This window comes from Shewanella sedimentimangrovi (assembly GCF_017354965.1).
Classification (GTDB): domain Bacteria; phylum Pseudomonadota; class Gammaproteobacteria; order Enterobacterales; family Shewanellaceae; genus Shewanella; species Shewanella cyperi.
The window spans coordinates 3337759-3356697 of sequence record NZ_CP071502.1; the positions used below are offsets into that span (position 1 = coordinate 3337759).

General features: G+C 57.6%; 17 protein-coding genes. 8 read left to right on the forward strand and 9 right to left on the reverse strand.

Annotated elements, in window-relative coordinates; all coding sequences use genetic code 11:
* Positions 1-7: 7 nt before the first annotated feature.
* Positions 8-445, reverse strand: coding sequence for a PaaI family thioesterase (locus JYB85_RS14755; protein ID WP_207320695.1), 438 nt, complete (start codon positions 443-445; stop codon positions 8-10).
* Between the two features lie 131 nt (positions 446-576).
* On the opposite strand from JYB85_RS14755, the gene JYB85_RS14760 reads away from it, so the two are divergent.
* The gene (locus tag JYB85_RS14760; RefSeq protein ID WP_207379889.1) at positions 577-1824 is read left to right on the forward strand and encodes an alpha/beta hydrolase; all 1248 of its coding nucleotides are present in this window, start codon (positions 577-579) and stop codon (positions 1822-1824) included.
* A gap of 202 nt (positions 1825-2026) precedes the next feature.
* The gene (locus JYB85_RS14765) at positions 2027-2275 is read left to right on the forward strand and encodes a hypothetical protein (RefSeq protein WP_207379890.1); all 249 of its coding nucleotides are present in this window, start codon (positions 2027-2029) and stop codon (positions 2273-2275) included.
* Positions 2276-2345: 70 nt separating this feature from the next.
* On the opposite strand, the gene JYB85_RS14770 is transcribed toward JYB85_RS14765, so the two are convergent.
* The 3 genes from JYB85_RS14770 to hldE form a co-directional block, all read right to left on the reverse strand.
* A complete protein-coding gene (locus JYB85_RS14770) occupies positions 2346-2834 on the reverse strand; it encodes a TetR family transcriptional regulator (RefSeq protein ID WP_207379891.1) in 489 nt (162 codons plus the stop codon).
* Positions 2835-2976: 142 nt separating this feature from the next.
* Entirely contained in the window at positions 2977-3813 is an 837-nt protein-coding gene (locus JYB85_RS14775) for a hypothetical protein (RefSeq protein WP_207379892.1), read from the reverse strand.
* Positions 3810-5240 (reverse strand): bifunctional D-glycero-beta-D-manno-heptose-7-phosphate kinase/D-glycero-beta-D-manno-heptose 1-phosphate adenylyltransferase HldE, encoded by a 1431-nt coding sequence (gene hldE, locus JYB85_RS14780; RefSeq protein ID WP_207379893.1) that lies wholly within the window; start codon positions 5238-5240, stop codon positions 3810-3812. The genes JYB85_RS14775 and hldE overlap by 4 nt, the downstream gene beginning before the upstream one ends.
* 105 nt (positions 5241-5345) lie before the next feature.
* On the opposite strand from hldE, the gene JYB85_RS14785 reads away from it, so the two are divergent.
* The 4 genes from JYB85_RS14785 (at position 5346) to JYB85_RS14800 (ending at position 11529) form a co-directional block, all read left to right on the forward strand.
* The gene (locus JYB85_RS14785) at positions 5346-6272 is read left to right on the forward strand and encodes an LpxL/LpxP family Kdo(2)-lipid IV(A) lauroyl/palmitoleoyl acyltransferase (RefSeq protein ID WP_207379894.1); all 927 of its coding nucleotides are present in this window, start codon (positions 5346-5348) and stop codon (positions 6270-6272) included.
* Positions 6273-6550: 278 nt separating this feature from the next.
* A complete protein-coding gene (locus JYB85_RS14790; RefSeq protein WP_207379895.1) occupies positions 6551-8821 on the forward strand; it encodes a nitric-oxide reductase large subunit in 2271 nt (756 codons plus the stop codon).
* Between the two features lie 116 nt (positions 8822-8937).
* A complete protein-coding gene (gene norR, locus JYB85_RS14795; protein WP_207382097.1) occupies positions 8938-10479 on the forward strand; it encodes a nitric oxide reductase transcriptional regulator NorR in 1542 nt (513 codons plus the stop codon).
* Between the two features lie 135 nt (positions 10480-10614).
* Positions 10615-11529, forward strand: a complete 915-nt coding sequence (locus JYB85_RS14800; RefSeq protein ID WP_207379896.1) for a L,D-transpeptidase family protein — start codon at positions 10615-10617, stop codon at positions 11527-11529.
* Between the two features lie 1010 nt (positions 11530-12539).
* On the opposite strand, the gene JYB85_RS14805 is transcribed toward JYB85_RS14800, so the two are convergent.
* The 4 genes from JYB85_RS14805 to JYB85_RS14820 all read right to left on the reverse strand — a co-directional run bounded on the left by JYB85_RS14805 (position 12540) and on the right by JYB85_RS14820 (position 15109).
* Positions 12540-13034, reverse strand: a complete 495-nt coding sequence (locus JYB85_RS14805; RefSeq protein ID WP_207379897.1) for a GNAT family N-acetyltransferase — start codon at positions 13032-13034, stop codon at positions 12540-12542.
* Positions 13035-13146: 112 nt separating this feature from the next.
* A complete protein-coding gene (locus JYB85_RS14810) occupies positions 13147-13617 on the reverse strand; it encodes a hypothetical protein (protein ID WP_207379898.1) in 471 nt (156 codons plus the stop codon).
* Positions 13618-13665: 48 nt separating this feature from the next.
* Complete coding sequence (locus JYB85_RS14815; protein WP_207379899.1) at positions 13666-14163, reverse strand: hypothetical protein; 498 nt, start codon at positions 14161-14163, stop codon at positions 13666-13668.
* A 118-nt stretch (positions 14164-14281) separates the two neighbouring features.
* Positions 14282-15109 (reverse strand): N-acetyl-ornithine deacetylase, encoded by an 828-nt coding sequence (locus JYB85_RS14820; protein WP_207379900.1) that lies wholly within the window; start codon positions 15107-15109, stop codon positions 14282-14284.
* Positions 15110-15201: 92 nt separating this feature from the next.
* On the opposite strand from JYB85_RS14820, the gene JYB85_RS14825 reads away from it, so the two are divergent.
* Positions 15202-16659, forward strand: coding sequence for a M16 family metallopeptidase (locus tag JYB85_RS14825; RefSeq protein WP_228730125.1), 1458 nt, complete (start codon positions 15202-15204; stop codon positions 16657-16659).
* The gene (locus tag JYB85_RS14830; RefSeq protein ID WP_207379901.1) at positions 16656-18017 is read left to right on the forward strand and encodes an insulinase family protein; all 1362 of its coding nucleotides are present in this window, start codon (positions 16656-16658) and stop codon (positions 18015-18017) included. Before JYB85_RS14825 ends, JYB85_RS14830 begins: the two co-directional genes overlap by 4 nt.
* A gap of 4 nt (positions 18018-18021) precedes the next feature.
* Here the strand turns inward: JYB85_RS14830 and JYB85_RS14835 are convergent, their stop codons facing one another.
* Positions 18022-18810, reverse strand: coding sequence for a bactofilin family protein (locus JYB85_RS14835; protein WP_207379902.1), 789 nt, complete (start codon positions 18808-18810; stop codon positions 18022-18024).
* Positions 18811-18939 lie beyond the last annotated feature (129 nt).

The window sequence follows — 18939 nt, forward strand, 5'->3', positions numbered from 1 at the left end:
GTGTAGCTTAACGCTCGACCACGGCCGCCGTCATACGGGAGATACAGGTCAGCTCGCCGCCGCTGTTGTGAATAAGCACTTCCCACACCGAGCTGCGTTTACCCAGGTGCACAGGTCTGGCGGTCGCCGTCAACACACCGTTGCGGGCCGCCCGCAGATGGTTGGCATTGATTTCCTGTCCCACACAGTAAAAGCGCTCGAAATCCACCACAAAATTGGCCGCGTAGCTGGCCACGGTTTCGGCCAACGCCACGTTGGCGCCACCATGCACTATGCCAAGGGGATTATGCACCGCCGCCGACGCCGGCATAGTGGCCTGCATATAATCATCACCAATCTCACTGATGCGGATCCCCAGGGTCTGCATCAGGGTGCCCCTGCCGTGCAGGCCTTGGTCCATCTTGGCGCAATCTTCCAGGGTCACGGGGCGGAACCAGATACTCATCACTTCTATCCTGTTGATGTCAAAGACAGCCAAGTGTACTTGGGCAAGCCATTGGCGTAAACCGGCCCGCTTTCCTTTGCCGGTTAAATCCGTTACAACAGGGCCTGGCCTGATAAAAAGGAAATGCTTATATGGACTTACTCAAAATTGTCGCCCTGCTGCTGGCACTGACCTGCCCCCAGTTCGCCTTTGCTCAAAGCCCAGCCGGTACCATGCTGAGTTATGGCGAGCAATTCAGCCACCATGCCAAGAGTTTCGACAAGGATCGCCGCTACATGGTGGCCCTGCCCGAGCGCTATCTGGCAGGCGAGCGCCGTTATCCCGTGCTCTACATACTGGATGGCGATTTTCACTTCCGCCACGTGGCAGCGGCGGTGAACAACCTGGCCCGCATGGGCAAGATCCCGCCCATGATAGTGGTGGGCGTGGCCATGCAGGGAGAGGCCGACTACCTCAAGTCCACCACTTGGACCAGTGCCGCCGAGGGACCTGAATTTGGCGCTGCCCCAACCATGCTCAAATACCTGAAAGATGAGCTGGTGCCCACCATAGACAAGCAGTTTCGTACCAACGACAGGCGAGCCCTGGCGGGCTATTCCCTCGGAGGCCTGCTGGTTTTGCAGGCAATGGTGGAGCCGGGCAGCCCCTTCAACGCCTTTCTCGCCATGAGCCCCAGCCTCTGGTACGACAATTACGGCTTTAATCAGCAGCTGGAGTCCTGTATGACGGCCGCGAAGATCCCTTTGCCGCCGCTGTTCCTGTCGGTGGCCAATGAACAGGGCATGGGCGTGGCTGAGCTGAAAGCACTGATCGATGCCAAGGGACCGGCCAACTGGTACACGGACTTCAAACACTATCCCAACGAAACCCACTACAGCACGGCCATGCCGGCACTGCTCGACGGTCTGGCATTCCTGGCGCCCAACTATTACAGCGATCTGGATACACTGCTGCCGCTGACTGACTATCGTCAGGTGCTGAACCATTTTGTTGCCAAACAGCAACAATGGGCCGGTTTCCGCTTCGAGTGGCTGCAATCCTACACCTTGGGCAAGTACCTGTTTATCAGCAAGCAACAGGATAAGGTCGATGAGATGTTAAGCGCCTTTGTTGAGCGTTTTCCCGAGTCGGAGCTGGAGCTGACCCTGGGGCTGGTGAAGGCCTTCCTTAAGAAAGCACAACCGCAACAGGCCCAGGCGCTTTTGCAAAGGGTGGCCAAACAGGGTGAGCACAGTGCCGACTGGCATCAGCAGCTGAGTCTGGCCCTGGCTGCCGTGGGAGACAAAGCCAAAGCAGAGGCCCAACATGCCAGGGCGCTGGCGCTGGCCAGGAACCAGCAATTGGAATCCTGGGAGTGGTGGGAACTGGGGCCGGAATAGGCCCCAAGTGCCCGCAAGCGCCAAGAAACAGTGGGATGCAAAAATACTTTCCCGCGGGTTTTACGACAACTGATTGTTTAATGTGGAAAATGTCTAAAACCCTTGCTCCATGCGGGTTTCAGGGACTTGCGCAGCCCCAGTGCCCCTGTCTATATATTAGTGTGGAGTCACCCTGTCTGATGGCGATAGGGAGGAGGTGCATATGCGTGTTAAGCAACAACCAACAGGTGATCGCCGGGCGATTACCCTGACGGCCTCCCAGAACTGGGATAGGCTGACCAACGCCCAGCGTTTTGCCTGCTACACCCTGGGCAAACTGGGTTATCAATTACAGTTTGTGCGCATCAGTGGCGATCGCCGACTGGCCATTACCCGCCAACAATCCCATCTGGCGACAGTGGATGAAGGCGGTGAAATAGACTTCAATCCCGGTATTACCCTTCGCCATTAAGCCGATGTAAGGGACATAAAACAAAAGGAGCCTTGGGCTCCTTTTGTTTTTCCGCAGCAGGCTGTCAGGCTCATGCCGCCTTGGAGGTCAGTTGCTGCTCCAAATCGGACATCAGCATGATGGCTGTCCAGCCCAGCAGGCAATTAATGGTCTTTTCTCCCACCATACCCAGCTCCAGCAGCGCGGTTTCACGGGCGCTGTGTACGGCGCGGAACAGGGTCATTTCACCTGCACCGTAACCACACAGGCTGAAGAACAGACGCATGACAGCACGGTAGTGAGGCTCATGCATGGCCACCAGCCAGGAACGCTCCAGCGCCTCGGCCGAGGAGAAATCCAGTGCCGCCACGAACAGGCGACCGATGCGCGCATCGAGGCGCACCAAAAAATCCATTTTCTTGGGAAAGTGATGGCTGATCCCAGTACGGCTGATGCCGGTTGCCTCGGACAGCGTGGTATAAGACATTGCCTCATACCCTATGGTGAGGATCTGCTTCAGTGCCTCATCCATGATCTGGTTGATGGTTTGCTCGGTTTGCACCTTGGAACGCTTAGCCATGATGATTGTATCCCCCATGTTATTTTTGTTGCCAGAGAGCTTACCAAAGCAACCAGAGGAATACCGCCGAAAAATGGCGCCAAAAGAGTGTTTCTGACTTTTGTTCAGCTTAGGTTCAGCTTATACCGCACACCACCCCGGGTTATTGTCCGGACGCTAAACCAAAGTCCTTTTCCAGCCACTCCCGGGTGGCTGATTTCCCCATAAGCCTCAGTAAAGTTGGGCTTATTACCTGGGCCAGCGCCGGCTTGCGCCAATACATGTAGCCGGGTAAGGGTTGGCTGTACCCCGGACCAAAGGTGCGCTGCAGCAGGCTGGAAAATTCCGCCAGACCGGCCTCTTGCAACTCTGGAATATCAGGGTAGAAATCACCACAAAATGCCGCAAAGCTGGCATATTCAGCGATAACACTTAGGTCGTATTTTTTTAACAAATGTATCAGCAATAAGGAGGACCAATGGGAGATGTTGGCTATGTCGCTCATCACCGCCAGGTTACGGCGATGAAACTGCTGCCAAGCCAGCGTCAGCTCCCCTGTCTCACGAGTCGAGCGCCAGAGCAGATAGGCATCGGCGAGCCATTCCTGCTGATAGTCGGTCAGTTCGGCCGGTAACACTGTGCCGCGCAGTGCCTGTACTTCCAGGTGCCCCAGCTCGTGCCACAGGGTCAATTCTGATTGCCGCGCCAAGGGCAGCACATAGGTCTTGCCGGCTATGATGGCGGATTGCTCGCTGGCATCGCGCTCCGGTGCCAGCAGCACCAGGCCGGCCACCTTGGCGTCTTCAAGCGGCAGTACCATGGCACTGCGGCCGCCCAGCAGGCGCGTGATCTCAGCCTCACCGGGCAATTGCTGACGTGTATCTGGCTGCAGACCGGCCAGACATTGCTGCAATTGCGGCAAGGGACACAGCAGTGCCTCCTTGCCGGCAATGGGCGCCGTTTGCAGCGCCAGCAACAATGTCAGGGCCAGGGAACTCACTTGCTGCCCATAATATTCTGGATAATGGCGGTGGTGGATACTCCTTCCTCGAAGCCAAGCACCTTGACCTGGCCACCGGCCGCCATCACTTCGGCGCCTCCGGCAATATCCTCGACCTTGTAATCACCGCCCTTGACCAGGAGATCCGGCAGCAGGCGGGCGATAACGCGCTGGGGCGTGTCCTCGCTGAAGGGCAGCACCCAGTCCACCGCCGCGAGGCCCGCCAGCACCGCCATGCGCCGCTCCACCGGATTGACCGGCCGGCCCTCGCCCTTGAGGCGTTTGACCGAGGCGTCGTCGTTAACCGCCACTATCAACCTGTCGCCGAGGGCTCGGGCCTGACGCAGATAGCTTACGTGACCGGCGTGGAGAATATCGAAGCAACCGTTGGTCATCACCACCCGCTCGCCCCTGAGTCTGGCCTGTTCCAGGGCATATACCAGCTGATCTTCACTGATAACACCGAAGCCCGACTCACCATCGTGGCTCTTGAGGGCCTCGATAAGCTCGATGCGGCTGACGGTGGAGGTGCCCAGTTTGCCGACCACCACACCGGCGGCGGTGTTGGCTATGGCGCAGGCCTGGGGCAGTTCGGCCCCGGCCGCGATGGCCGTGGCCAGGGCGGAAATCACTGTATCGCCGGCGCCGGTAACGTCATAGACCTCACGGGCCACTGTGGGGATGTGCAGTTCGGGCGCATCGGCGGTGATCAGGGTCATGCCCTTTTCCGAGCGGGTGACCAGCACGGCGTCAAAGCTGAAGGCTTTGAGCAGTCCCTGTGCCTTGGCAACCAGATCCGCTTCGTTGGCCACAGGGCCGACCACGGCCTCGAATTCGCTCATATTGGGAGTGATCAGGCTGGCGCCGCGATAACGGGAAAAATCGCTGCCCTTGGGATCCACCAGCACCTTGACGCCCTTGGCCCTGGCCTTGGCAATAAAGTCAGCAGGGTTGGCGATGGCGCCCTTGGCATAATCCGACAGCACCACCACATCCACCTCACCGAGCTGCTGCTCGGCCCGGGCCATCAGCTCGGCGCTGGCGGCGGCATCGAAGGGCTCTTCAAAATCGAGGCGGATCAGCTGCTGGTTGCGGGACAACACCCTGAGCTTGGTGATGGTGGGCTTGTCTTTTTGGATCAGCCAGCGGGGCTCAACCCCCAGGGCCTGCACCCCTGTGGTCAGGGCGGCGGCATTGTCATCCTCGCCCACCAGGCCCGAGAGCAGCACCTTGCCACCGAGTGCGGCAATGTTGAGGGCCACGTTGGCGGCGCCACCCGGCCTGTCTTCAATCTGGTTGATGCGTACCACTGGCACAGGGGCCTCGGGGGAGATCCGCCCCGTGGGGCCTACCCAATACCGGTCCAACATCACATCGCCCACGACCAATACCCTGGCCTTCTCAAAAGCCGGCAACGTTACCTTCATCGCACACCCATTTTAAAATGCGGAAATTAAAGCGTGATTGTACCCAATTTTGCCGCGGTTTTGCGTTAGAATACGCGGTAATTTTTACTGGTAAGTGAGCAACAAGTGGTAGAAAGCGCCCAATTTTCCCGGCAACTCCTGCATCCCAAACACTGGCCCCTGTGGCTGGGTGTCGGTCTGATGCGCCTGTTAAGTGCCCTGCCGCTGCGCTGGCAGATGGCCATGGGGGCCGCCCTCGGCCGCACTGCCATGAAACTGCTCGGCAGCCGGGCCCATACCGCCAGACGCAACCTGGAGCTGTGTTTCCCCGATATGCCGGCCCCTGAGCGCGATGCCCTGCTGAAGCGCAATTTCGAGGAAACCGGCAAAGCCATCTTCGATACGGTCAATGCCTGGTGGTGGAGCGATGCCCGCATCCAGCGCCATATGCAGCTTGTTGGTCGCGAGCATGTGCAGCAGACCATAGACGCCGGTCAAGGGGTTATCCTGTTTGCGGTGCACTGCCTGCCGCTGGAGATGGGCGCCCGGGTGTTCGGCCAATTCAAGGCCGGCATAGGCGTCTATCGGCCACACAACAATGCGGTGATGGAGTATTTGCAGGTCAAGGGCAGGATGCGTTCCGCCAAGGGCCTGGTGCCCAAGCGCGATCTGCGCCAGATGGTGCGCTGCCTGCGCAGTGCCGAGGTGATCTGGTACACGGCCGATCAGGATTTTGGCCGCTCCAGTGCCGTATTTATTCCCTTCTTTGCCGTACCCGATGCCGCCACCATCACCGGAGCCACCACCCTGGCCAAGCTTGGCAAGGCCAAGGTACTGCCCTTTTTCGTCGAACGTTGTGAAGGGGACGATGGCTACCGGATTGAGATCATGCCGCCCTTAGAGGATTTTCCCGGCGAAGATGAGCTCAGCGATGCCCTGCGCGGCAATGCCATAGTGGAGTCCCTTATTGGCCGCAATCTGCCCCAGTACATGTGGCTGCACCGGCGCTTCAAGACCCGCCCGGATCCCAAGGATCCTTCCCTGTATAAGTAACCCATCTCTGTATAAGTGAGCCCCTGTTTCTTACTCTGTGCCACCGCTGCTGTGCCACAACAGCCTTGAGTGGCACCTTCATCCCTGCCATAGCAATGCCCAAAAGACAACCAGTGTCACAATGACATCGCCATTGTACTTTTAACAGTTAAAAACAATGTCATATCGACACCATCTAATATACAAATATACTTAACACCATGTATTTAAACAATTAAATATATTGGCACGATAGCTGCTAAATAGGGACATCATTAATCCAGGATCGGAGAGACCCTATGTCCCGACTCAAGCTCACGGTCATCGCACTATTGGTAGTGCTGGTGACCTCCTTCAGCATACTGCTCAGTATCGGCAGTGATATTTACCGTGATAAGCCCCCTATTCCCGAAGCATTTACCGATGCCCAGGGACAAGTGCTGTTCAGTCAGCATGACATAGAAAGGGGTCAACTGGTGTGGCGCTCCATGGGCGGCCACCAGCTGGGGTCCATCTGGGGCCACGGCTCCTACGTGGCACCCGACTGGACCGCAGACTGGCTGCACCGCGAGGCCAATGCCTGGTTGGACATCAGTGCCAAGAAAACCTACGGCACAGATTTCGCCTCTTTGAGCAGTGCTGAGCAAGCGGGCCTGGAACAGGCCATGCGTGAAGATCTGCGCCACAACAGCCTGGTGGGTGAAGAGCATATTCAGATACCACTGTCGGCCACCCGCATTGAAGCCATCCACGAAGTACAGCGCCACTACGATTCCCTGTTCGGTGACGATCCTGCCCTGACCCAACTCAGGGATCAGTACGCCATGAAAGAAGGCACCATTCCCGATGCCGAGCGTCGTGAACAACTGAGCGCCTTCCTGTTCTGGGGTGCCTGGGCCGCCATTACCGAGCGTCCAGGTACCGACCATACCTACACCAACAACTGGCCCTACGATCCTCAGCTGGGTAACACCCCCACTTCCAGCAACATTGTCTGGTCTATCCTGAGTATCGTGACCCTGATTGCCGGTATCGGCGCCCTGGTGTGGCACCACGCGTCAGGCAAAGAAGAGCCCCTGCCAGAGCCTGCGAAACAGGATCCCCTGCTGAGCCTGCGCCCCACCCCATCGCAAAAGGCGGTCGGTAAGTACTTCTTTACTGCCATTGGTCTGTTCCTGCTGCAAATTCTGCTCGGCGGTATCACGGCCCACTATTCGGTGGAAGGTCAGGCCTTCTACGGTATCCCCCTGTCTGAAATCCTGCCCTACTCGGTGACCCGTACCTGGCACACCCAGTTGGCGGTATTCTGGATTGCCACAGCCTGGCTCGGTACCGGCCTCTACATAGCCCCTGCACTGTCAGGTTATGAACCCAAGTACCAACGCCTGGGCGTAAACGTGCTCTGGGCAGCACTGGTGGTTGTAGTGCTGGGCTCCATGGCTGGTGAATGGCTCGGCGTACAACAGTACTTCGACCTGGATACCAACTTCCTGTTAGGTCACCAGGGTTATGAGTACGTGGATCTGGGCCGTGTATGGCAAATCCTGCTGCTGGCCGGTCTGATGATTTGGCTGACCCTGGTCACCGTCGCTATCCGTCCAGCCCTCAAGGTGCGCAACGACATGACCCCGGTCACCTGGGTGCTGTATGCCTCCTGTGTTGCCATCGGCCTGCTGTACGGTGCCGGCCTGTTCATGGGCAAGCACACCAACCTGGCCATCGCCGAATACTGGCGCTGGTGGGTAGTGCACCTGTGGGTGGAAGGCTTCTTTGAAACCTTTGCCACCTCGGTTATCGCTCTGGTACTGGTACGCCTGGGTCTGATCCGTGCCCGCAGCGCCAACGGTGCCGTAATGTTCGCCACCGCCATCTTCCTGACCGGTGGTCTGATTGGTACCCTGCATCACCTGTACTTCACAGGTACCACCACCTCTGTCATCGCCTGGGGCTCTATCTTCTCCGCCCTGGAAGTAGTGCCACTGGCCCTGATTGGTTTCGAGGCCGTGGAAAGCTATCGCATGCGCAATGCCGCCCCTTGGATGCAACGCTACCACTGGGCCATCATGTTCTTCGTCGCCACCGCCTTCTGGAACCTGGTGGGTGCCGGTATGCTGGGCTTCCTGATTAATCCGCCCATCGCCCTGTACTTTATCCAAGGCCTGAATACCACAGCCACCCACGGTCACGCCGCCTTCATGGGTGTGTACGGTATGCTGGGTATGGGTCTGATGCTGGTGTGTCTGCGCGGTCTGAGCAACCAACTGGTGTGGAACGACAAGCTGCTCAAGGGCGCCTTCTGGACTCTGAACCTGGGTCTGGCAGCCATGGTGTTCATGTCGCTGCTGCCCGTGGGTCTGACCCAGTTCTTCGCCGTGCTCGAAAACGGTTACTGGTTCGCCCGCTCTCCCGAAGTGCTGCACAGTGCCCGGGTTGAGTTCCTGGTGTGGCTGCGTGTGGTTGGCGACGTCATCTTCAGTATCGGTGGTCTGCTGATGGGTGCCTTCCTGCTGAGCCTGCTGCGTCAGCTGGTGACCAAGCGCGTCACTGATGGCCGTCCTGTCACAGCCTGAGTAATCCTTTGATGCCGGCGCCCCGGGGCGCCGGCTTTTTTTTGTCAAAATGACAATGAGCCGAGGAATAGAGTATGCTGTCAGTCATTCAAGCCACTGAGAAAAGCGCAGTCACCATGGCCCTGAGTCAAACCGTACTGACACGGATAGCACTGGACATCACCTCGGGCCTGTCCCACAGGGACAGATTCGCCCGCTTGGTGGATACGGTGAAACTCCACCTGTTATGTGATGCCGCGGCGCTGCTGGAATTCCGCGGTCAACATTTTGTGCCTTTGGCCACCGCCGGCCTGGCGGAAGATGTGGCCGGACGTCACTTTGTTATCGGCGATCACCCCAGACTCGAAGCCATAGCCCGTGCCGGCGATCTGGTGCGCTTCCCGGCGGACAGCGATCTGGCCGATCCCTACGATGGTCTTATCCCCAACCAGGGCGAGCAGCTGCGGGTCCATGCCTGTATCGGCCTGCCGCTGTTTGACGGCGAGCAGCTGATAGGCGCCATCACCTTGGATGCCTTCGATCCGGCTCGTTTCGATGGCCTGAGCGATCTCGACCTGCGGGCGCTCGGCGCACTCGCCGCCGCCTCATTGAAAAACGCCCTGCTGATCGCCAAGCTGGAACAATTGTCTCTGGGCAGCATGGCCAGTGCCCTGCCCGACAACAGCCAGAACAAACACACCGAACTTCTGGGCCAGACCCAGGTGATGGAAACCCTGCGCCAGGAAATCCAGGCGGTGGCCGCCACCGACTTAAGCGTGCTGATATTGGGCGAAACCGGTACCGGCAAGGAACTGGTGGCCCGGCAACTGCATCAGTTATCACGGCGGGTCAATGGTCCCCTGGTGTACCTCAACTGCGCCGCCCTGCCGGAATCCGTGGCCGAGAGCGAGCTGTTCGGCCATGTGAAGGGCGCCTTTACCGGTGCCATCAACCACAGGAGCGGCAAGTTCGAAAGTGCCGACAAGGGCACGCTGTTTCTCGATGAAATTGGCGAGCTGCCCCTGGGGCTGCAGGCCAAGCTGCTGCGGGTGCTGCAATACGGCGATGTGCAGCGCATCGGCGATGATCGCAGCCTCAAGGTGGACGTGCGCATCATTGCCGCCACCAACCGGGATCTGAAACAGGAGATACTCGCCGGCCGCTTCCGCGCCGATCTGTACCACAGGCTGAGCGTATTTCCGCTGCATGTGCCGCCGCTCAGAGACAGGCTCGACGATCTGGGCTTGCTGTGCGGCTATTTCCTGGAGCAGAGCCGCCAGCGTCTGGGACTGACCCAGCTGCGCCTGAGCCCATCCTGCCTGTCGAAGCTGCGCCAATACGACTGGCCCGGCAACGTGCGCGAACTGGAGCATGCCATTCACAGGGCCAGCGCCCTGGCACGGGCGGCGCTCAAGGACGCCGAGGCAGACACTGTGCTTATCACCGAGGCCCAGTTTGAACTGACGCCCCAGGGCGCCATCGCCCCTGCCCAGTCCGCCCAGGGCACCCTGGAGTTCAATTGCCAGTTACCCCTGAAGCAAGCCTTGGAAGATTTTCAAACTCATTATATTAATCAATGTCTTGTGCAGGAGAACCACAACTGGGCCGCCTGTGCCCGGCGCCTGGGGCTGGATCCCGGCAATTTACACCGTTTGGCAAGGCGTCTCGGGTTAAAATAAAAGCAGGCCATAAGGGCCGTGGCTATTGAAATTCGACGCCAAATAGGGAAGGATGCGTGCTTTGCCAAGGCGGCAAAGCGGCAGGGTCCGTCGACATTCCGGATGTGTCATCGACGGCAGGAAACAGAGAAGGTCATGAACAAGGGTTTTAAAGCAAGTTTGGTATTGGGTTTACTGTTGGTATGCCAGTCGGCCATGGCGGTGATCTACCCGCTGCCGCCGGCCAACAGTCGTCTGGTGGGCGAAGACAAGTATTACAAGGTGCCCGAGGGCAAGCATACCCTGGAGGAAATTGCCGCCAAGTTTCAGCTGGGTCTGTCCAACATGCTGGAGGCCAATCCCGGCGTCGACCCCTTCCTGCCCACCCCGGGCACCACCCTGATTATTCCCCACAGGTTGATCCTGCCCGACGCCCCCCGCGAGGGCATAGTGATCAACGTGGCCGAAATGCGCCTGTATTACTATCCCAAGGGCAAGAAAATCGTCCAGGTGCTGCCCATAGGCATAGGCCAGCTCGGCACCGACACCCCGGAAAACTGGGTGACCAAGGTACAGCGCAAGCGCGCCAACCCCACCTGGACCCCCACGGCCAAGATGCGCAAGGAATACGCCGCCAAGGGCGAAATACTGCCGCCCGTGTGGCCAGCCGGTCCCGATAACCCCATGGGTCTGTATGCCCTCTACATAGGCAACCTGTATGCCATCCACGGCACCAATGCCAGTTTCGGTATCGGTCTCAGGGTCAGCCACGGCTGCGTGCGCCTGCGGGAAGATGACATAGAAATGCTGTTCAACTCGGTACCTGTCGGCACCCGGGTGCAATTCGTCAACCAGCCCATCAAGGCCACCGCCGAGCCCGACGGTTCACGCCTGCTGGAAGTGCACCAACCCCTGTCCCGTTCGGTGGAAGAGTTTGAATCCAATGAACCTGCGGTACTGAGCCTGAGCCGCGACATAACCCGCTTCGTGGCCCACGCCGAAACCGACTCCTTCGTGCTCAAGCGCCTACTGGAAGACAGAACCGGAATTGTCACCCGAATCAATCCCTGAGTTGGGCGGGCACAACCCGCCCCTTCTGTAAAAGCCACCTGTACCCCAGGTGGCTTTTTTGTTGGGCCCTTAGCCCGAGGGTGAATTCGGCGCTATCGGCTTAAGCCCTGCGCTCAAAGAGGCTTACACACTGGCTATCTTGAACCACGTCTAAACATCCACCACTGGATGCAGTTAATCACCTGCGGTGGGCTTTCGCACTGCCATCCCAGTGACACGCCGTAAATCCGTCCCTGGAGGCTCAGCGGCGACATCCATGTCGCCGATGGTCACTGGTGCGGCAGTGCTTGATTAAAGGTGTTCCACTCCAGCCACGACGGAACAGGTGAAGTATTTACAAGCGGAAAGGAATAGCTCGCTACTGGTGTTCCTGTCGAAAGATCGCGGAAATTAACTCATAAACTCAAAGAGGTATTGCAAAGTCTGACTGTTGCACCATGTCCCCCTTCGGAGCCGCCGAGGGTGTTGGGCAAGAAACGGCAACAACCGAGGCAGGAAGCCGAGGTAGCGACAGTCGAGCAGGACGCGAGTCTGTCGCGTTGGCCGTTTCGCCCATAAACCCGAGGGGTTTTCGGCTCCGGTTGGGGGCATCCTTTGGGTTGCAAGGGGCTTTGGATGAGCAAAGCCCCTTGCCCGGGTGTGGGTTGGAGACCCACGACTTTGTGCCGCTGGCACAGCGGCTATCTTGTGCTTTCGTGCAACGTCCGGCGTCGGATGCAATCAATCACCTGCGGTGGGCTTTCGCACTGCCACCCCAGTGACTCGGCGTGAATACATCCGTGTAGCCTCCCCTTGCCATCCTTGGCTCGGACGGTCACTGGTGCGGCAGTGCTTGCTAATGGGGGTTCCACTCCAGCAATGCTGGAACTGGTTATGTATTTACAAGGGAAAAGCATTACAGGACTGTTGCACCGTTTCCCCTCGGAGGGCGATGAACTTGGACGCCCAACAGAAGCACTGCAAAACGGCGCGTGGAGGTCATTGTGGTCAGATTACATTTGAACAACTGGCTAAATGTATATCTCAAAGTAATCTACGAGCATATTATCAAACATACCTGAGCCACATGGTTCAAAGCCGAGCTTTTTCAAAATGTGCTGTGATGGCTCATTTTCAGGCTCAGTTAAAGCCAACACACTTCGGTGTCCCATTTGTTTTGCATAGTTCAAAATCGCTGAACTCGCTTCAAATGCGTACCCATTACCTCTTGATTGCTCCCTGATTCGATAACCAAGTTCGACAACGTCTTTCCCTTGATATGACAATCGCTCAATGCCACAGTAACCAATAAGTTCGCCGGTAGACTTTTCAACTAATGCAAACTTTCCGACGCCGTATAATTCATGGGCAGACAACAACCCTTGAAACCGAGATTCAGCTTGTTCGTAACTCATTGCTCCAGTTGGTGAATAAGCCATGAACTCAGAATTTCTTAAAAGTTCAACTACTGATTCTCGATCAGATGGCTCAAATTTACGGAGCAATAATCTTGGTGTTTCAATCATGTTGCCTCCATGCAATTAGCACAGCTATAACAGGCGAGAAAAGCTTGGCTATAACATAGCGACGCAGGATCGGCTAGCCAAGCTTTTAACACTCGGTTGGAGCTTTGTTAGCTTAAATTTTTGCAGCCAGCTCAAGTTTTGTCAGGACGTTAATTAAACTAGGTATTGATGACTCCGGAAATAAATAAGCCCCCTCAACAGTAAGAATTCTTACGTAACGTTTACCATCTGCTCTAGTTTCTCCAAAAATCCCTTTATCATGTCCAAAGCTCAATGGATTCGACATGTCTTCTACTGTTAATTTTTGTTCTTGAAATTTAGCAAGCATTTCTTTTAGTTTAGGGACATCTTGATCAAATACATAAAGTCTATGAACTTGCTTTGGGTTTGACTTATATCTGGTTTCAAATCGAATAGACGCACTTTCTGTCCCCTCATTATGTAAATATATTGCCACACTTGATTGCGAGGACTCAATTCCGTTACTTATCTCTGCCGTATTAATATCACTTTCAATCACACGATAAGTCGATGAACATCCAACAGTAAGAGCGAAAGCTAAAGCCATGATTATTTTTTTCATAGTAATTTCCAAATAATGTAAAAAACGATTTTAAAATTAACGCCGCTATCAACGGCAAAACTGTAGTGGCATAGAAGTTTTGTTCTGTTGCTTGGCTATGCTAAGTGCTACCACTTCGTTAATTATTTTCATTAACTTTGTGCCATCATAGTAGTTGTATGACCAGTGGCTAGAAACTGAACCTCTTAAATATTGCACGGACACCATCTCACCATGTGATGGCCGCTGTGCAAACTGAAAAATGTAATCGTAATCTGAGTTGGTAACAATCACCAGATCACAGTAAAAAGTCCAACTTTCACCTTTATAACCTGAAAGTATCCTTTTTTTTGTATCGGTGATACTAGCTATAATTAGGCTCCAACTTTCTTTTGGAATTTCAATTTCAGTACCATTTTTTTCAACGTAGATACGATTAATAGCATCAATCTCTCGGATATCGCTCAGTTCATAACTAAGACGCAGCCAATTCAAAAGCATCCAAGCAATAAACAGCACAAAGGATGTTAAAATAACAACTTGTGCTTTCTTAGGTATAATCGTCATTTTCGCCTAACATTTTAATAGTGCGAACTCGCAAGCTTACAATCTCTGCTTGGCACCCATGGTTGCAGGGCAAAGATGGGGAAATCCTGCCCCATCCACAAAACGCCACCAGGCGTTTTCAATCCACCTCTGGTGCGAGCAGCGCCAAAAACTCTGCCATTACGGCACTGTTGGCCAGCACCCGCTGGTCAAACACCTGCTTCCCTGGGGTTTCACTGCACATGCCGAAGCGGGCGCCGCTGCGTACCAGGAAGGATTCGAACGAGGTATCGAAGTGATTGAAGATCACCCCATCCTTCACCGCCAGGCCGTCGATTTCCCCTTCCATGGCCAGCGGGAAATAGTGCCCCAGGGCATCGCGCAGGCGCAGGCTGAACTGGCCCGGCAGCTGGCTTGGTTCGAAGGAATACACATAGGTGCGTTCCTCAAGCACATCCTCATGGCAGGTCAGGATGCCGTCGCGGCTGGCGGCTTGCAGCAGGCGGGCATGTTCCAGCAACAGCTTGCCTTCGTCAGAGGTGTCTTCATTGCTGGCGGGGCGACCGCCTTCCAGGGTGTAGCCGCGGTTGGGATTCTGTCCCTGCAGGTTGAACCTGTGGCCACGGCTGAAGCCGGTGGGATTGACCAGGGGCAACAGGCTGAGGTTGACCCGCTCGAACAGGCTGGCATCTATGCCGGACAGGAAATGCAGCATGCCCCAGGGACCGGCCGCCTCTTCGCCGTGGAAGCCGGAACTTATCAGCAAATTGGGCGCCTGGGCCTTTTGCGCCGGAGACTGATACAGGGTCACGGGATGGGACCCGGCCTTGCCCAGGGTGCGGGCACTGAGCCCCAGACGCTGCACCTCCTCTTCCAGCTGAAGATAAAAACGGGCAATGTCCGTGCTCTGACAATCGAAAATATCGCTGTGCCAGGAAAAACGCTCAAAGGGTGAACGGGTCAACATGGATGAAAAAATTCCTGCGAAGTGGCAAACCTTGCCATGATAGCAGCAAAGGTGAAAAACTGAATGTGATTCAACAGACTTGGAGAGGGACTTTGTCTGCTTTTGCTTACCTGGCACGTAGCGCCGTCGTTATGCTGCTGTTTGCACTGCCCGGCCTCCCGGCGGTGGCGGAGGAAAACCCCGGCGTGGATAGCCTGGCGCTGAAGCGCATGGCCCAGCCTTTGGTGCAACTGGACGGCCAGGTCAGCAGCCGCCGCCTGGATAACGGCCTGCTCATCCGCTGGCTGCCCCTGACCGGCCGCCACAGCGCCAGCATCGCCAGCCACGTGGCCGTGGGCTCCAGACATGAGACAGCCGGGCAAACCGGTTACGCCCACCTGTTCGAACACATGCTGTTCAAGGGTAGCGCCAGGGCCCCGGGTGACAGTTACGGCGCCTGGCTCGGCAGCCTGGGGGCCAGTTACAATGCCCGCACCCTGTTCGATGCCACCGACTTTTATCTCACCCTGCCAAGCCAGGCCCTGCCACTTGGGATCATGCTGGAAGCGGATCGGCTGATGGAGCCCAGCCTCACTGACCAAGGCCTTGGCAACCAGCAGGCCACTGTGCTGGCGGAAATGGCCCAGACCATAGACAACCAGCCCTATTTCCGGGTCGCCATGGAATTCCTGCTGGACCAGGCCAAGGACACGCCCTATTCCCACGCCATCATAGGCTCACACCAAGACATAGAGAATGCGACCCCCACCAGCCTGCGGGCCTTCTACCACAAACACTATCGCCCCGATGCGGTGACTGTGGCCCTGGCGGGGGATATCAGCCCCGCTGCCATCGAGGCGCTGGCACAGGAATTCGGTCCATGGCAAAACCCGCCCGGCGACGCCCCGGAGCTCAAGACTCCGCCCCGGGGGCAAAGACCGGGGCCAATCCAGGGGGGGGTGACGGATGAGCGGGCCCCCTGGCCCGGACTGCTGCTGGCCTGGCCCACGGTTGGCCGCGGCCATGCCGATGCCGAAGCCGTACGTTTGCTGGAGTTGCAGCTGTTCCAGCGATTGGCCAATGAGCTGGAACGGGCCGGCATCGCCGGTAGCGACAGCCTGCTCAGTTATTCGCTGCCGCTGACGATGGAGGAGTTCGGCATGACCAATCTGGTGCTGGTACCAAGGGCGCGCACCAGTCTGGATACCTTGGCCGAGCGGGTCGAGACGCAGCTGGCCCGTCTTGCGAGTGAACCTTTAAATGAGCGTGAGCTTGGCAGCCTCAAGGCCCTGTGGCTCAAGCAGCGTTTGGCGGCAATCGAACACACAGAGTCACTGGCCCTGCTGCTGGCGGACGTGGAAACACGCGACCTTGACCATCCCCTCTCAGGCCCCTGGCAGCGGGTAGAGGCGCTGGACAGCGAAGACCTGATGCGGGTGGCGCGGGAGTATTTTCAGGAACGGACTATCAGGCTGGATCTGCAGCCGGGCTGGTCCACCCGATTCGGCAAGGGTTTGCTGGAATGGCTGCCCGCGGGCGTGGCCGACACACTGGAGGATCTGGCGCTGTGAAATTCTGGATGATATCCCTGCTGGCGCTGACGCTCTGCGGCTGTCAGCAAACCCGGGAGCAGTACACAGAGGTGATGCCGCCACAGCTGCTCACGCCGGTGCAGCCGCCAATGCAGGTACAGGTGCCGCCACCGCCACCGCTGACCGTTGCTTCGCAACAATTGGCCAGTAGCGTCTACGGCCACTGGCGTGAGCAAGGCGCCGGGCCAGAACAGACCCGATTGCAGCTGGTATTGCTGCAAACCGGTGCCATTGATGGTGCCCAATGGCTGGCGGCGGCGCTGCAACAGCAGCTGCGCGCCCTGGCCCTGGACAGCGCCGATGCCTGTTATGAGTCCATTGCGGTGCAATACAGCCTGCACAGCCTGGTGCTGGAGGCAAACTGCCCGGAGCGCAGCGATCTTGGCCTTGGCCCCATGATCAGCGCCTGGCAGCAACTACCCAGGGACTTTGAGCGCTTGAGCCGCAGCGTGCGGTTGCAAAAACATATCGAAGCCTTCAGCGGCCGTGACATAGAAAGACTGTGGCGCCAGGCAGTGCTGGGGCAAAGCCATCCCTATCTCAGGGCGCTGGAGCAGGAAGCACCCAAAGACGAGGGTGAGCTGGCCCGCTGGCGACAACATGCACTGGCGGGTGGCAGCTGGCATTTACTTACCGGTGCCGCCGCCCATTTGCCTTCCGCTTCCAGTCCCCTGGTGGCAGCCCTTGGCAAGCTCAGCGGCAACAAGCCCCGCCAAGACACAGCCAAAGCCGGCTTACTGCCCGACAACAGCCACAAGCGCATACTGCTGCTGGACTCACCGGGGGCGGTACAGAGCCAGATCCGCCTCGGCTATGCCTTGGCCCCCGAAGGTGACAGCCGCAATTGCGAACTGCTGGCGGCCCTGCTTGGCCGGGGTGGCAGCGGCCGGCTGTATCTGGACTTAAGGGAGCAACGCGGCCTCACCTATGGTGTCTATGGCAGCTGTATCGACAATCCCTTAAGCCGCAGCCTCAAGTTTCAGGGGGCCACAGCCACCCTGAGTACCGGCGCCTTCGTGCGCGGCATAGTCGACCACCTGGCGCTGTTGGCCGCCAAGGGTAGTACGGAAGCAGAGTTGCGGCGGGCAGAAGGCTTCCTCAACGGCCGCGAATGGCTGTGGCAGGATGCCCCCGGCGGCTGGCAAACCAGATATCGCCAGCAACTGGAGCGCGGTCGCAGCAATGGCCATGCACCGCGGGATCTGATGCAGTTCAACAGCGACAACGCCGCTCTCCTGGCCCTGACCCCCATCATAGTGATCAAGGGCGATGCGGCGCGGATAGAGGCCGACCTCAGGCAAGCCTTGCCGGATTTCCAGTTACAAAGAGCCGAGTGAGGCGTTATTCGAGTTGACTGCTCTGCTCCTGCCCGGCATCCGCCTGGCCCATTTGCAGCAGCAGGGTATTGGCGGCATCCATGGCCTGTTGATCTTCAAAGGCGATATCGCTGGCCATGGTCTCATCGGAAGCCGGTTCCAACTGCGCTTCGGCATTGACAACCAGGGACTGGGAAAGCGTCTCGGCCTGGGGTTCATCCTCAACCTGGCTTGGCTTTGCCTGGGACTGAGACTTGGGCTGGGGTGCGACAAGCGCGGCCTCGACCTGCGGCTGCGTCACTGTGGCTTCGGATTGGCTCAGGGCCGCGCCGATATCGCCCAGCACATCCTGTTGCACCCCGTAGCCCAGGGCGGCCACCAGCGCCATGCCGGCGAGGATTTTCAGCGCCGGGGCCGAGCTGCCAGTGCGCGCCGTTGGATCCGGGCAGGGGGTATCGGCAACGGGCAGGCTCTCGGGATCCGGCCCCTGGCTGCGACTGCCGATAAACTGGCCCCCTTCCACTATTTCCATGCTGTTACAGGCCACTTCGGCATTTACCAAACCACCGGCCTGCACCACCAGGCGATTGCAGCTGAGTTTGCCGTTGAACTGGCCATTGACCCTGAGTTCCTGACAGCAGAGTTCTCCCTGGATCTCTCCGCCGGTTTCAATCATCAACAGGCCGGCAGCGCGGATCTTGCCCTTCAGCTTACCGGCCACCAGGGCCGAACTGTCCAACTGGATCTCGCCATCCAGCAGGGTGCCAGGGCTGATATAAGTAACACCTTTGTTTTTGCCGCCGTTTTCACTCATGGTAGGTGGATTCCTGTCCTTGGGTCTTATTTTGTGGCGCAAATGTTAATGCAATTGCGCCGATAAAAGAAGCATTCACTGTCTTGGAGCCAACAAACGCGGCACTGGGGCTACAGAGACCATTGGTCG

What these genes read in the sequence shown, in the direction of transcription:
- JYB85_RS14755 (WP_207320695.1), bottom strand. Translation starts at nt 445, where the DNA reads ATGAGTATCTGGTTCCGCCCCGTGACCCTGGAAGATTGCGCCAAGATG.
- JYB85_RS14760 (WP_207379889.1), top strand. Translation starts at nt 577, where the DNA reads ATGGACTTACTCAAAATTGTCGCCCTGCTGCTGGCACTGACCTGCCCC.
- JYB85_RS14765 (WP_207379890.1), top strand. Translation starts at nt 2,027, where the DNA reads ATGCGTGTTAAGCAACAACCAACAGGTGATCGCCGGGCGATTACCCTG.
- JYB85_RS14770 (WP_207379891.1), bottom strand. Translation starts at nt 2,834, where the DNA reads ATGGCTAAGCGTTCCAAGGTGCAAACCGAGCAAACCATCAACCAGATC.
- hldE (WP_207379893.1), bottom strand. Translation starts at nt 5,240, where the DNA reads ATGAAGGTAACGTTGCCGGCTTTTGAGAAGGCCAGGGTATTGGTCGTG.
- JYB85_RS14790 (WP_207379895.1), top strand. Translation starts at nt 6,551, where the DNA reads ATGTCCCGACTCAAGCTCACGGTCATCGCACTATTGGTAGTGCTGGTG.
- norR (WP_207382097.1), top strand. Translation starts at nt 8,938, where the DNA reads ATGGCCCTGAGTCAAACCGTACTGACACGGATAGCACTGGACATCACC.
- JYB85_RS14800 (WP_207379896.1), top strand. Translation starts at nt 10,615, where the DNA reads ATGAACAAGGGTTTTAAAGCAAGTTTGGTATTGGGTTTACTGTTGGTA.
- JYB85_RS14805 (WP_207379897.1), bottom strand. Translation starts at nt 13,034, where the DNA reads ATGATTGAAACACCAAGATTATTGCTCCGTAAATTTGAGCCATCTGAT.
- JYB85_RS14810 (WP_207379898.1), bottom strand. Translation starts at nt 13,617, where the DNA reads ATGAAAAAAATAATCATGGCTTTAGCTTTCGCTCTTACTGTTGGATGT.
- JYB85_RS14815 (WP_207379899.1), bottom strand. Translation starts at nt 14,163, where the DNA reads ATGACGATTATACCTAAGAAAGCACAAGTTGTTATTTTAACATCCTTT.
- JYB85_RS14820 (WP_207379900.1), bottom strand. Translation starts at nt 15,109, where the DNA reads ATGTTGACCCGTTCACCCTTTGAGCGTTTTTCCTGGCACAGCGATATT.
- JYB85_RS14835 (WP_207379902.1), bottom strand. Translation starts at nt 18,810, where the DNA reads ATGAGTGAAAACGGCGGCAAAAACAAAGGTGTTACTTATATCAGCCCT.